This is a genomic window from Streptomyces adustus, from assembly GCF_009377175.1.
In the GTDB taxonomy this organism is placed as follows: domain Bacteria; phylum Actinomycetota; class Actinomycetes; order Streptomycetales; family Streptomycetaceae; genus Streptomyces; species Streptomyces adustus.
The window spans coordinates 1-13,692 of record NZ_VJZD01000069.1; the positions used below are offsets into that span (position 1 = coordinate 1).

Annotated in this window: 12 protein-coding genes; 10 read left to right on the top strand and 2 right to left on the bottom strand. The window is 71.1% G+C overall.

Annotated elements, in window-relative coordinates; genetic code table 11:
• A partial coding sequence (locus FNH09_RS18795) for an ATP-binding protein (RefSeq protein ID WP_476691268.1) occupies nucleotides 1-157 on the top strand: 157 nt, incomplete at its 5' end.
• 85 nt (nucleotides 158-242) lie between these two features.
• On the opposite strand, the gene FNH09_RS18800 is transcribed toward FNH09_RS18795, so the two are convergent.
• Together FNH09_RS18800 and FNH09_RS18805 are read right to left on the bottom strand one after the other, a co-directional pair.
• Nucleotides 243-1,940 carry an alpha/beta hydrolase gene (locus FNH09_RS18800; protein ID WP_152889403.1) on the bottom strand — a complete coding sequence of 566 codons (1,698 nt, stop codon included), beginning with the start codon at nucleotides 1,938-1,940 and terminating at the stop codon, nucleotides 243-245.
• 215 nt (nucleotides 1,941-2,155) lie between these two features.
• Nucleotides 2,156-3,193, bottom strand: coding sequence for an alcohol dehydrogenase catalytic domain-containing protein (locus tag FNH09_RS18805; protein ID WP_202919698.1), 1,038 nt, complete (start codon nucleotides 3,191-3,193; stop codon nucleotides 2,156-2,158).
• A gap of 344 nt (nucleotides 3,194-3,537) precedes the next feature.
• Between FNH09_RS18805 and FNH09_RS18810 the strand changes: the two genes are divergently transcribed.
• The 9 genes from FNH09_RS18810 (at nucleotide 3,538) to FNH09_RS18850 (ending at nucleotide 13,653) form a co-directional block, all read left to right on the top strand.
• The gene (locus FNH09_RS18810) at nucleotides 3,538-4,791 is read left to right on the top strand and encodes a CaiB/BaiF CoA transferase family protein (RefSeq protein ID WP_152889405.1); all 1,254 of its coding nucleotides are present in this window, start codon (nucleotides 3,538-3,540) and stop codon (nucleotides 4,789-4,791) included.
• A gap of 40 nt (nucleotides 4,792-4,831) precedes the next feature.
• Entirely contained in the window at nucleotides 4,832-5,725 is an 894-nt protein-coding gene (locus FNH09_RS18815) for a hydroxymethylglutaryl-CoA lyase (RefSeq protein WP_162468776.1), read from the top strand.
• 70 nt (nucleotides 5,726-5,795) lie between these two features.
• Nucleotides 5,796-6,458 (top strand): GntR family transcriptional regulator, encoded by a 663-nt coding sequence (locus tag FNH09_RS18820; RefSeq protein ID WP_152889407.1) that lies wholly within the window; start codon nucleotides 5,796-5,798, stop codon nucleotides 6,456-6,458.
• 603 nt (nucleotides 6,459-7,061) lie between these two features.
• Nucleotides 7,062-8,600 (top strand): class I adenylate-forming enzyme family protein, encoded by a 1,539-nt coding sequence (locus FNH09_RS18825; protein WP_152889409.1) that lies wholly within the window; start codon nucleotides 7,062-7,064, stop codon nucleotides 8,598-8,600.
• Between the two features lie 77 nt (nucleotides 8,601-8,677).
• Complete coding sequence (locus FNH09_RS18830; protein ID WP_202919699.1) at nucleotides 8,678-9,778, top strand: SMP-30/gluconolactonase/LRE family protein; 1,101 nt, start codon at nucleotides 8,678-8,680, stop codon at nucleotides 9,776-9,778.
• 60 nt (nucleotides 9,779-9,838) lie between these two features.
• The gene (locus FNH09_RS18835; RefSeq protein ID WP_152889411.1) at nucleotides 9,839-10,795 is read left to right on the top strand and encodes an SMP-30/gluconolactonase/LRE family protein; all 957 of its coding nucleotides are present in this window, start codon (nucleotides 9,839-9,841) and stop codon (nucleotides 10,793-10,795) included.
• Nucleotides 10,792-11,178: a nuclear transport factor 2 family protein gene (locus tag FNH09_RS18840; protein WP_162468777.1), complete on the top strand. Its 387-nt coding sequence runs from the start codon at nucleotides 10,792-10,794 to the stop codon at nucleotides 11,176-11,178. Before FNH09_RS18835 ends, FNH09_RS18840 begins: the two co-directional genes overlap by 4 nt.
• A 169-nt stretch (nucleotides 11,179-11,347) precedes the next feature.
• A complete protein-coding gene (locus FNH09_RS18845) occupies nucleotides 11,348-12,466 on the top strand; it encodes a homogentisate 1,2-dioxygenase (RefSeq protein ID WP_162468778.1) in 1,119 nt (372 codons plus the stop codon).
• Nucleotides 12,463-13,653 (top strand): alpha/beta hydrolase, encoded by a 1,191-nt coding sequence (locus FNH09_RS18850; protein WP_152889413.1) that lies wholly within the window; start codon nucleotides 12,463-12,465, stop codon nucleotides 13,651-13,653. The genes FNH09_RS18845 and FNH09_RS18850 overlap by 4 nt, the downstream gene beginning before the upstream one ends.
• The last annotated feature ends 39 nt before the right edge of the window (nucleotides 13,654-13,692 follow it).

Here is a 13,692-nt window from a genome sequence, read left to right on the forward strand (position 1 = left end):
CACCCGGCCCGCCCTGCCGCTGCCCAGCGCGCACTACGGGCTGGTCGGCCTGCAACAGCGTGCCGCGCTGCTCGGCGGCACGGTGACCGCGGGACCCACGGTGGACGGCGGCTACGAACTGCGCCTGGAACTCCCGGCGACCGGGACCGGTCCCTGACACCGGGACCGGTCCCGGTCGCCGCGCTCCCGCGGGAAATCGACGCGGGAGCCGTCGACCAGCGGCCCGTCGGGACGGGCCGCGCTCAGTCGGCGACGCGGGCCAGCGCGCCCCCGCCGGTGTCCATGCCGCCCCGCGGCTTCACGGCGGAGAGCGGCGGGGTGTCCGTGCCGTCCCGTGGTGTGTCGGCGGAGGGCGGCGGGGTGTCCGTATCGACCTTCGGCGTGCCGGTGGCGAAGGGCGGGCGGTCCGGCCGGCAGGTCGCACCGGCGGGCGGGAGGACGCCGTCGACGAGATAGCGGCTCTCGTGGTTCTTGGCGCAGGTGCTGGGGTTGAGCAGGACGGTGTGCCCGTACCCCTGCACGGTCAGCAGCCGGGCATCGGCCAGCTGCGCGGCCATCGCCTGCGCGGCCCGGTACGGAGTGGCCGGGTCGTAGACGTTGTTCACCAGCAGCAGGGGGTGGGCCGTGGGCCGGTTCCAGGGGCCGGTGTAGCTGTCGGCGGCCCGGCCGGGCCACTGGGCGCAGGCCTCCGAGGCCCAGGCCCAGTACTGTCCGGCCGCTCCGGCCCGGCGCGCGCCGAGCTCCGCCAGGGCCTGGTAGGCGGCCGGGTCGCGCGGATTGGGGCTGTCGGAGCAGAGCACCGCGGCGGCCTGCTCCACCCCCAGATAGGGCATCTTCGCCGGCTGCGGGAACAGCGGAGGTGACGGCTCGGGCGCGCGACCCTGCCACAGTTCCTCCAGCCGGGTGGCGGCCTGGGACCAAGCGGGGTGAACCACGTAGAGGTTGGTGAGCAGGTCGTCGATGGCCGCGGCGTACGTCCACGCACCCACCGGGTGCTCGGCGAGCCGGGTCGACAGCTGCGCGAATTTGTCGCGTGTCGCCGCCGGGGCCCCGGCCGAGAAGGCGCAGTTCGCGGCCGTGGCGGAGCCGCACAGGGTGAGGAACCGGTCTAGGGTGGCGGCCGCGCCGATGTCCGCGCCCAGGCGCTGGAAGGTGGCGAGGCCGGTGCCGGTGCCCTCGCCGAACCAGGCCCGGGGGTCGAAGTTGCCGTCGAGGATCATGGCGCGGACCCGGTCGGGGAAGAGGTTGGCGTAGGTGGCGCCGAGGAACGACCCGTAGGACGTGCCCCAGTAGGTGAGCCGGGTCTCGCCCACCGCACGCCGGAGCAGGTCGAGGTCCCGGGCGGTGTCGGTGGTCGACACATGGCGCAGGAGCTCCGGGTCGCGCTTCTGACAGCGTCGGCCCAGATCCTGGTACGCGGCCGTCCAGGCCGCCCGCTCCCGCGCGCCCACCGGGAAACCGGCGGGTACGCGTGCCTGCCAGACCGCGGTTGCCAGGTCGCTGTCGAAGCAGCGCACCGCCGTGCTCTCGCCGACGCCCCGGGGGTCCCAGCTGACGATGTCGAACCGCTCCCGCACCTCCTTCGGAAAGAACTCGTACCACTGCGGCATCTGAAGCGTGCCGGGTCCGCCCGGGCCGCCGGGATTCAGGAACAGGGTGCCGATACGACGTCCGGGGCCGGTCGCCTTGCGTCTGACGACGGCCAGCCGGATGGAACGGCCGGTGGGTTCGCGGTAGTCGAGCGGTACCTTCGCGGTCGCGCAGTCGAACGGGCCGCCGGAGGCGCAGGGACGCCAGTCGAGCACCGGGGCGGCTGCCGGGGGCAGTGGCGCCGCGGCCGCGGCGAGGTCCGGCCGGGTCATCGCCGTCAGGCAGAGGACCGCCGCGGCAAGGGGTGCGGTACGCCGTCGGCGGCCCGCTGTGGACCGGGGTATTCGCATGTTCCGTCCTTCCGCCGGCCAGGCGTCGACAGGGGGATGTCTCTGCCTGAACACCACCGTGGCCCGACCGGGCGGGCAAGCCGACGGGGGCCGAACGAACCATGCCCGTCGGACGGGCCGGACGGAGGATCTGTCGGGTGGGCCGGACGGAGGATCTGCCGGTCGGGTCGGACGGCGGACCCGCCAGCGTGTCGGGAGGGACGGAGGCTCGCGGATCAGAACGTGATCATGACCTTCAGCGCCTCGCGCCGGTCCATCGCGCGATAGCCGTCGGGCACCTCGTCCAGGGTGACGGTGCGGTCGAAGACGCGCCCCGGTTCGAGCGAGCCGTCCAGGACGGCGGGCAGCAGGGCGTCGATGTAGGCGCGCACCGGGGCCGGTCCGCCGGTCAGGCTGACGTTCGGGCCGAAGAGGCTGCCGAAGCCGACCGGTGCGTCCTCGTACTGTGGCACCCCGACCCGGCTGATCACGCCGCCGGGGCGCACCACGCCGACGGCCGTCTCGTAGGCCGGAAGGTGCCCGACCGCCTCCAGCACCGCGCGGGTGCCGTGGCCGCCGGTCATCTCGCGGACCCGGGCGATGCCCTCCTCGCCGCGCTCGGCCACGACATCGGTGGCGCCGAAGAAGCGTCCCAGGTCGGTACGGTCCTTGTGGCGGCCCATGAGGATGATCCGCTCGGCGCCGAGCTCTCCGGCCGACAGCACCGCGAGCAGTCCGACCGCGCCGTCACCGATGACGGTGACCGAGTCGCCCGGCTCGACGCCCGCCCGGAAGGCGGCGTGGTACCCGGTGCCGTACACGTCCGCCAGGGTCAGCAGCGACGGCAGCAGGCCCTCGTCCACCCCGGCGGGCAGCTTCACCAGCGTGCCCTGCGCCTGCGGCACCCGTACCGCCTCGGCCTGGGCGCCGCCGACGCCGCCGTTGCCGTACCAGCCGCCGTTGGGGCAGGAGGTGTGCAGGCCCTCGCGGCAGTACGCGCAGGTGTTGTCGGCGAAGGCGAACGGGGAGACCACCAGGTCGCCCCGGTCGAGTCCGGACACCTCCGAGCCGAGCTCCTCGACGACGCCGATGAACTCGTGCCCGATCGGCGCCGGCCCGTCCGCGGCCGCCAGGTTGTGGTACGGGTGCAGATCGCTGCCGCACACACAGGAGCGCACGACGCGCACCACGGCGTCGGTGGGCTGCTCGATCACCGGGTCCGGCGCGTCCTCGACGCGCACGTCACCGGCCTCGTACAGGAACGTTGCCCTCATGTCGCCCTCTCTCCCTCATGCGGTGAGCAAGGAACCGAGTTCGCGTGACGGTGTACAGGGGCCCCCGAACCAGGCTGGCACCTGCGGGAGGGATCGCAAACAGGAGGCTTCGCTCCGGTGATCGGGCACCCCGCGAGTAAGGGGTCCGGGCTGCCGGGGTCTCGGGGCGGCTACGACACCACGTCGAAAATTGAGCACAATCTCTCTGTCATTTCTCGCCACCGATGGTTAGTGTGCGTGATCAGAAGCGCGGCGCTGCGCAAAGCCCGCCGCCTTCGGGTTCTGATTGTGTACAAGCTGACGGTCGGTCGATGTGTACACAAGGGGAGAGAGGTGGACATCGCATGCCTGACGACGAGCGGAGTGGCGACCCGCGTACGGCGCCCGCGAGCACGGCCGGGGATTCCCCGGGACCGCTGGCGGGAGTACGGGTGGTCGAGACCGGCTCGCTGATCGCGGGACCGTTCTGCGGACAGCTGCTCGGTGACTTCGGGGCCGAGGTGATCAAGGCCGAGGATCCCTCCGGCGGCGACCCCATGCGGCAGTGGGGGCGCCTGCTGCCACAGGGGCTCTCGCTGAACTGGCCGGTGATCGCCCGGAACAAGAAGTCGATCACCTGTGATCTGCGACGGCCGGAAGGGCAGCAGCTGCTGCGGGACGTGCTCGCCACCGCCGACGTCCTCATCGAGAACTTCCGGCCGGGCACGCTGGAGCGGTGGGGGCTCGGGCCCGCCGAACTGGCCCAGATCAACCCGCGGTTGGTGGTCACCCGCGTCACCGGGTACGGCCAGGACGGCCCGTACGCGCGCCGTGCCGGATTCGGGTCCATCGGCGAGGCGATGGGCGGCCTCCGGTACATCACGGGCGAGCCCGACCGGGCCCCCAGCCGTACCGGCATCTCGATCGGCGACTCGCTGGCGGGTATGTTCGCCGCACTCGGCACGGTGATGGCCCTGTACTCCCGCGAGCACACCGGGCGGGGCCAGGTCGTCGACTCGGCCATCTACGAAGCGGTGCTGGCGCTGATGGAGGCGGTCCTGCCGGAGTGGGAGCTCACCGGATCGAGGCGCGAGCGCACCGGTTCGGTCCTGCCGGGGGTCGCCCCCAGCAACGTGTATCCCACCCGCGACGGATCGGCCGTCCTGATCGCCGCCAACCGCGACACCGTCTTCAACCGACTGGCCGAGCTGATGGACCGGCCGGAGCTGCGGACCGACGAGCGGTACGGCACGCACGCCGCCCGCGGCGAGAACCTGGAGGAGCTCGACAAGCTGGTCGCCGAGTGGACCCGACGGTTCGACGCCGAGGAACTGCTCGCCCGGCTGCACGACCACGGCGTACCCGCCGGACTGATCTACACGGCCGAGGACATGCTCGCCGACCCCCACTTCCGGGCGCGGCAGGCGATCGTCCGGCTGATGCACGACAAGCTGGGCTCGTTCCCGATGCAGAACGTCGCCCCCAGGCTGTCCGCCACCCCGGGTGCCGTGCGCACGCTCGGTCCGGAACTGGGACAGCACAACGACGAGGTGTACGGCGGCCTCCTCGGGCTGGACACCGAGGCCAGGGCCCGGCTCCGGGAACAGGGCGTCATCTAGGCCCCGTCCGGGGACCCCCGGCTGCACAAGGAGACAGCACGTGACCGTCAGAATCTGTGAAGTGGGCCCACGCGACGGCCTCCAGAACGAGGCCGAGCAGCTCAGCCCGCGGTTGCGCGCCGAGTTCGTCGACCGCCTGTCCTCGACCGGCCTGCGCCGGGTGGAGATCGCCAGCTTCGTCAACCCCGAGCGCGTACCACGGATGGCAGGGGCGGAGGAGGTCTGCGCCACGGCGAAACCCGTGGCCGGCGTCGAGCACGCGGCACTGGTGCTCAACCCCCGCGGCTACGAGCGGCTGGCGCGGACCCGGTGCGTGGAGGCCCGGATGGCCTTCTGTGTGACCGAGTCGTTCAACCGGCGCAACCAGGGACGCAGCGTGGAACAGTCGGTCGCGGACGTGGGCGGGATCGTCGCCGCGGCGCACGCCGACGGCCGCCGCGCGAGCGTCACCCTCGCCGCGTCGTTCGGCTGCCCGTTCGAGGGGGTGGTGGACCCCGGCCGGGTCCTGGACCTCGCCGGACAGGTCGCCGCCGCCGGGGCCGACGAGATCGTCTTCGCCGACACCATCGGCGTCGGGGTGCCCCGGCAGGTGACCCGGCTGCTCACCGGCGCGGCCGCGCTGGGCGTCCCGCTCGGGCTGCACCTGCACAACACCCGCAACACCGGCTACGCCAACGCCTACGCCGGGCTCGAAGCGGGTGTGTCGGTCCTGGACAGCTCCGTCGCGGGTATCGGGGGCTGCCCGTTCGCTCCGAACGCGACCGGTAACATCGCGACCGAGGACCTCGTCTACCTGCTCGAAGGACAAGGTGTGGACACCGGCGTCGACCTCGACGCGCTGTTGTCCGCCGCGGCGTGGATCACCGAGGTGCTCGGCAGGCCACTGCCGGGTCAACTGCTGCGCGCCGGGCGATTCCCCGCGCCGCCGCGGTGATCCTCCGGGCGGACGGTGCACGGCAGCGTCCTGGAGCACACAGGTCGGCGCCGTACCGGGAGCGGAAACGATGACAAGACCGTCGGCGAGGGTCTACGAGGAACTGCGCAGGCGCATCCTGACGGGGGAGTACGCGTCGGGAGCATGGCTGCGCGAGGAGAACATCGCCACCGCGCTCGACGTCAGCCGCACCCCCGTACGCGACGCTCTGCGCCGGTTGCAGGCCGACGGCCTGGTCGAGGTGCACCCCAACCGGGGTACGCAGGTGACCGGGATGGGGTCGGCCGGCCTCGACGACATCTTCGAGATACGCGCGCTGCTGGAGGGCCACGCCGCGCGCTGCGCGGCCGAGCGCGAGGGCTCCGAGGCGTTCGTCGAGGAGATGCGCGCGCTGTGCGACGCGATGGACGAGGTGGCACGGACCGGCGGCGACGACGCCGACGACCGGATCACCGCGCTCAACGTGGAGTTCCACCGCACGCTGCACCGGGCGGCCGGCAACGCGCTGCTGCCCGGGCTGATCTCCGGAGTCATCGAGATCTCCCTGGTGCGCCACACGTTCCACAACTACTCGCCCGAGGAGATGCGGCGCAGCCTGCGGCAGCACCGTGAGCTGGTCGACGCGATGGACGCCCGCGACGGACTGTGGGCGCAGTCGGTGATGGCCTCGCACGTACTGGCGGCGCGCGCCTCGCTGCGGCGCCATCTGACGGAGCAGCAGACGCAGGAGTGAGCCGACGACGCGCCGTGCGCGTCCGAGGAACACACCGGCGCACGGTGCGCCGGGACGCCTCGCGGCGGCCTGTCCGCGCCGCGCCGCCGAGTCGCGTCGCGACCGCGATCAGGCCTGCCCGGACAGGGATTCCCGGTCCGCGGAAAGCCTCTCGCGATCGATCGGCGCAGCACCTTCCGAGGTCTGTACGAACCCGAATTCCCTGTGGTTACATGCGCTGTACCGACCGAACGGTACAGAGTCGGAACGGGTCGCGGGAGCGGCCCGCCGGCGCGGTGCGCACGGCGTACGCCGTCGGACCGCGCAGACCACGACCGAGCGGCGGGCCGGGCCCGCGGGACGCCGCCCCGAACGGACCCGCCGCCCGCGACCGACCGATCCGGGACCACAGGTCCGGGACCACAGGTCCGGGACCACCGGTCCGAGAGCACCCGCAGGCTTCCGGCGGGAGGGACCATCCGCCGGGACCCGGCGGAATCGCGCCGGCCCCGTGAACCCGGTCGGCGAAACCCACCAGCAGTTCCCCGGACGCGTCGACAGGCGGCGGCGACGAGCGGGGGCGAGAGCGCCCCCGGCCGCACCACACCCAGGAGGAAGAACGGCATGCTGATCAGTGATGTGCTGCGTCGCAATGCGATGCGGACTCCGGGCAAGAAGGCGCTTGTCATGGTCGACGGCACCGGCACACGCACCTACGCCGAGCTGTACGGGCGCGCGATGCGCCTGGCGAACGCCCTCCTCGGCATCGCCTCGCGGGGGGACCGGATCGCGATCCTGTCCGAGAACAACCCCGAGTACGTCGAGGCCTACTACGGCGTCCCCGCCGTGGGCATGGCGCTGACCATGCTCAACTACCGTCTGCACCCGAAGGAATGGGTGTGGATCCTCAACAACTCCGGCGCCAGGGTCGTCCTGGTCGAAGAGCGCTATCTGGACGCGCTGACCGACCACCGCGGCGACCTGGAGACGGTCGAGCACATCGTCGTGATCGGTGAGTCCCGGCCGGGGGTACGCAGTTACGAGGACCTCGTGGCCGAGGGGCGGCCGACCGAGCCCGAGGTACGCGTCAGCGACGACGAGGTCGCCTGGCTTCTCTACACCAGCGGCACCACCGGATTCCCCAAGGGAGCCCAGCTCACCCACCGCAACATCAACACCGCGCTGATCCAGTCGGTGCTCGCCTACGAGCCGACGGCGGACACGACCTACCTGAACGCGATGCCGCTGTGCCATGTGGCCGGCTACCTCACTCCGATGCACCAGTTCAACGGCGGGACCGTGCTGATGATGTCCGGCTGGGACCCGGAGCAGTGGATGCGGCTGGTCCAGGAGCACCGGGTCACCAGTGGCGGCTTCGCCCCGACGATGATGTCGATGCTGCTGGCCCACCCCAAGATCGACGAGTACGACCTGAGCAGTCTGGAGTGGATGGGCTACGGCGCCTCGAAGATCCCCGTGGATGTGCTCCGACGGACGATCGAGCGGTTCGGGCCCGTCGTGTACGCGGGCATGGGCATGACCGAGCTGGCCGGGAACATGCTGACCCTCGACAAGGCGGCCCACATCCGGGCCGCGAACGGCGAGCTGCACCTGCTCGACGCGGTCGGCAAGCCGATGGCCCTGGTGGACGTGCGGGTGGTGCGGCCCGACGGCGAGGACTGCGCGGTCGGTGAGGTGGGTGAGATCGTCGTCCAGGGCGACCAGGTCACCGTCGGGTACCACGGCAATCCCAAGGCGACCGAAGAGGCCTTCGACGGCGGCTGGTTCCACACCGGCGACCTCGCCCGCATGGACGAGGAGGGCTTCCTCTACATCGTCGACCGGGCCAAGGACATGATCATCACCGGTGGCGAGAACGTCTATTCCAGCGAGGTCGAGAACGCTCTCTACGAGCACCCGGCGGTCGCGGAGGCCGCGGTCATCGGTCTTCCGGACCCGGTCTGGGGCGAGAAGGTGGCCGCCGTGGTGGTTCGCCGGGAGGGGCAGGAGGTCTCGGCGGACGACATCGTGGCGCAGTGCAGGAGTCGGCTCGCCTCGTACAAGCAGCCGCGCGCGGTGTTCTTCGCGGACGCCCTGCCCAAGACCGTCAGCGGCAAGATCCGCAAGAACGACCTGCGGGACCGGTTCGGCACCGGCGAGTGACCCCCGTACCTCGTTCACCAGGAGATCCATCCAAGAGTTCCATCCAAGTGTTCCATCCACCGAAAGGACGGCTGGCCATGGAAAGAACCGGAGAGTCCGCGGAGCCCGGTCAGGACACCTCGCCGCCGCGGCGGCCCCTCTCGCGCCGGTCGCTGATCGGACGTATGACCGCGGTGACCGCGGGCGCCTCGGGTGCCGCGGTGCTGGGCCCGGTCGGCGCGGCCGCCGCCGCGGGCGGGCCGGCCAGGCGCCGCAAGCCGAAGGTCACAGTCCTGGCGACCGGGCTGAAGTTCCCCGAGGGGCCGGTCGCGCTTCCGAACGGTGACGTGCTCGTCGTCGAGGTCCTGCGCGGGACGCTGACCCGGGTCACCCCGGACGGCACCACGTCGGTGGTGGCCGAGCTGGGCGGCGGCCCCAACGGCGCGGCCCTCGGCCCGGACGGCCGGGTCTACGTCACCAACAACGGCGGTCTGAACGGCTTCGAGGTCGGCGGCTTCACCTTCGCGGGCGGCACACCGGCGAGTTACGTCACCGGCAGCATCCAGGTGGTCGACCTCGCCGACGGCTCGGTGCGCACGCTCTACACCGAGGCCGACGGCCGGCAGCTGCGCGGCCCGAACGACCTCGTCTTCGACGCCCACGGCGGCTTCTACTTCACCGACTACGGCAAGACCGGCGCGAGCACCGTGGACCGGGGGCGGCTCTTCTACGCCACGGCCGACGGCTCGTCGATCCGGAAGCTGGCCGACGGGATGGACGGTCCCAACGGCATCGGCCTCTCGCCGGACGGCAAGCGGCTGTACGTGTCCGAGACCTACACCGCGCGGGTCTGGTGGTGGGAGATCACGGCCCCCGGAGTCGTCAAGGGCGGGTTGTCCCTGGCCGGTTCGGGCGGCGGCAACTTCCTGTACACGGCGCCGGACTACACGAACTTCGACTCGCTCGGCGTCGAGGCCGGAGGAAACGTCTGCGTGGCGTCGATGATCCACGCGGGCATCTCGGTGGTGAGCCCGAAGGGGCAGCTCGTGGAATTCGTCGACATCAATGTCGGCGACGACCCGGGAATCACCAATATCTGCTGGGGAGGAAAGCACCTGAGCACCGCGTACATCACCGCCTCCAGCACCGGAAAGCTGCTGAAGGTGGACTGGCCGCGGCCGGGCCTCGCACTGCGATAAAGGCCCGACGGAAAACGAAACGAAGTCGGCTGGACAAGAAATCACGGGAAGGGAAAGCACATGAATGTCACCACTCTCGCCACCGGACTGAAGTTCCCCGAGGGGCCCGTCGCGCTCCCGAACGGTGACGTGCTGGTCGTGGAGCTGCTGCGCGGGACGCTGACCCGGATCACCCCGGACGGCACCACGTCGGTGGTGGCCGAGCTGGGCGGCGGCCCCAACGGCGCGGCCCTCGGCCCGGACGGCCGGGTCTACGTCACCAACAACGGCGGCATGATGGGCTTCGAGGTCGGCGGCTTCACCTGGGCCGGCGGCATAGCCCCGGACTACGTCACCGGCAGCATCCAGGCGGTCGACCTCACGGACGGCTCCGTGGAGACGCTCTACACCGAGTGCGACGGACAGCAGCTGCGCAGCGCCAGCGACCTGGTCTTCGACGCCCACGGCGGCATGTACTTCACCGACTACGGCAAGAGCGACGGGGTCACGGGCGACAAGGGCCGGCTCTTCTACGCGACCGCCGACGGCACCTCGATCAAGCTGCTCACCGGCGGGATGGACGGTCCCAACGGCATCGGGCTCTCCCCGGACGGGACGCGGCTGTACGTCAACGAGACGTTCACCGCGCGCGTGTGGTGGTGGGAGGTCACCGCCCCGGGCGAGATCAAGGGCGGGCTGTCCATGGGCGGCTCCGGCGGCGGCAACTTCCTGTACACGGCGCCGGACCACACCAACTTCGACGGGCTCGGCATCGAGGCCGGCGGCAACCTCTGCGTCGCGTCGATGGTCCACACCGGCATCTCCGTGGTCAGCCCGCAGGGCGAACTCGTGGAGTTCGTCGACATCGACGTCGACAACGACCCCGGCCTCACCAACATCTGCTGGGGCGGCGAGGGCCTGCGGACCGCCTACATCACCATGGCCAGCACCGGACAGCTCGTCAAGGTGGACTGGCCGCGGCCGGGCCTGCGCCTCAACTACGGCCCCACCGGCGAGCCGGACGGCGAGCAGGCGTGAGCGCGGGCGTCTCCGCCCTCGCCGACCGGTTCTTCGCCGCGGTCTCCCACGGGGACCTCGCGGAACTGGACGCGCTGTACAGCCCGCACGTGACCGTCTGGCACAACTACGACGACGTCGACCAGACGCGCGTGGAAAGCCTGCGGCTTCTTTCCTGGCTCGCAGCCAAAGCCGGCCCGCTGCGTTATACGGACGTGCGGCGGACGGTTCTGGACGACGGATTCGTGCAGCAGCACGTCGTCGAACTCGGCGGACGGTGCGAAGGAATACGTATGCCCGCCATGCTCCGGGTCTTCTGCGACGACCGGCATATCCGCCGGATCGAGGAATACGTCGATCCGGCACCGCTGAACGCGCGACTGGCGGCGTCGGCGGAGCATTGAGCGAAAGGCCGGTCCGTGCCTGCCCGAGGCGCGATCGGCGGTGATCCAGCACACCATTGACGGGAATATTCGGCCAGATTAATGTACCGATCAGTCGGTACGGCGGTTCGGTTCCGGGGCGTGGGACGGCACACCGTCCGGCGCCCCGGACCAAGACGGGAGCGGCACAGTGGAGTCATTCACCCATCTGCGGAAAGGCGTGACGCCCCGCAGGATCCACGCGGACCTCGAAGGCCTCAAGGACGACGAGCTCGGCCGTGGCGGGTTCGAGGGCCGCACGGCGCACCTCTACCGACGCCACGACCCCACCCGGTACCGCAGCGAGGGTCCGCTGACCGGCGTCGACATCGCCGCGAGCGCGCTGACTCCCGCCGACAAGGACGACCCGAGCGGCGCACCGCTGCTGATGTTCAGCAACGCCGACTGCCGGATCTCGCTGAGCATGCGTGCCGAGCCCATGCCGTTCTACGTCCGCAACGTCGACGGCGACGAACTGCACTTCGTGCACCAGGGCACCGGAACCTTCGTCACCGAGTTCGGCCCGCTGGCCTACCGGCCCGGCGACTACGTCTACATCCCGAAGGCGACCACGTACCGTCAGGTCCCCGACGGCGGCGGCAGCTGCGTCCTGGTCGTCGAGGCGGTCGACGAGTTCCGCGTCCCGCCGGCGGGCGTCCTCGGCCGGCACTTCCCCTTCGACAGCGCGCTCGTGGTGATCCCCGAGGCCGCCGTGGTCGAGGACGACGGCCGCGACGAGTACGAGGTACGGCTGTACCACTCGGGTCAGCACACCTCGATCTACTACCCGCACGACCCGTGCGACGCCGAAGGCTGGCGGGGCGACAACTTCCCCTTCACCTTCAACATCGACGACTACAACGTGATCACCTCCGAGAGCGTGCACCTGCCGCCCACCGTGCACCTGTTCATGCAGGCCACCGGCGTGTACGTGATGAACTTCCTGCCCAGGGCCGCCGAGAGCGTGCCGGGCACCGAGCGCTTCCCGTGGTACCACCGCAACGTCGACTTCGACGAGATCGCCTTCTTCCACGGCGGCAGCGTCTTCGGCATCGACCTGCCGCCCGGCCTGATCTCACACGCCCCGCAGGGCACGCACCACGGGGCCGCCGAGAAGGCCCGTGAGCGCTCCCGGCGCCGCTTCGACAAGGACACCCGGGTCGAATGGAAGATCATCGCCGTCGACACCCGGCGACGGCTGGTACCCAGCGAGGCGGTCCTCACCGCGGCGGCCGAAGCCGGCGCCGCAGACCCGGAGATCCAGATATGAGCACGGAAGCCAAGAAGCACGCGTACGACCGCATCCCCTACCTGGTGATGTTCGAGGACACCTCGGCCTACCGCGACACCTACGGCGGCCCGAGCGCGACGGTCGCCCTGGAGAGCTACCTCCTGAAGCCCAAGGAGGTCGAGTCCGACACCGTCATCGTGTTCATGCACCCGATCGGCGGCGGCGCCTACCTGCCGATGATGAACGGCCTGGCCAAGGCGGGCCACCACGTCATCTACTGCGGCAGCCGCTACCGGGGCGTCGACAACGCCCTGATCATGGAGAAGGTCGTCCAGGACCTCGGCGCCTGCGTCCGCGACGCCCGCGAGCGGCTCGGCTACGCCAAGGTCGTGCTGGCCGGCTGGAGCGGGGGCGGCTCCCTGTCGCTCTACTACCAGCAGCAGGCCCAGAACCCCACCGTCACCGCCACCCCCGCCGGCGACGGCCCGGACCTGACCCGGCTGGACCTGATCCCGGCCGACGGCATCATGCTGCTTGCCGCGCACATCAGCCGGCACGGCACCATGACCGAGTGGCTGGACGCCTCGGTCCTGGACGAGTCCGACCCCGACGTACGCGACCCGGAACTGGACCTGTACGACCCGAAGAACCCCAACCAGCCTCCGTACACCGAGGAGTTCCTGACCAGGTACCGGGCCGCCCAGATCGCCCGCAACCGCAGGATCACCGCGTGGGTCAAGCAGCAGCTTGCCGAACTGCGCGCCTCCGGGCGGGAGTTGGAGGAACGCGGCTTCGTCGTGCACGGCACCATGGCCGACCCGCGCTGGCTCGACCCCACCGTCGACCCCAACGACCGTACGCCCGGCCGGTGTTACCTCGGCGACCCGAAGGTGGTCAACAACGGCCCCGTGGGCCTCGCGCGCTTCAACACCCTGCGCGGCTGGCTCTCCCAGTGGAGCTACGACGACGCCAACGGCGACGGCGTCAAGTGCGCCGCCGACCTGCGGATCCCCGCCCTCGTGATCGGCAACACCGCCGACGACGCCTGCACGCCCAGCCACACCCGGCGCCTCTACGACGCGGTCGGCCACCCGGACAAGACGCTGTACGAGGTCGCGGGCGCCACCCACTACTACGCCGGCCCTGACCAGCGGCCCCAGCTGGCCGAGGCCATCGGCGTCATCACCTCCTGGCTGACCGAGCGCGGTTTCACCGGACGGCACTGACCGCCCGCAGACCCTCGCAGCCGACACCCCCGCGAACCG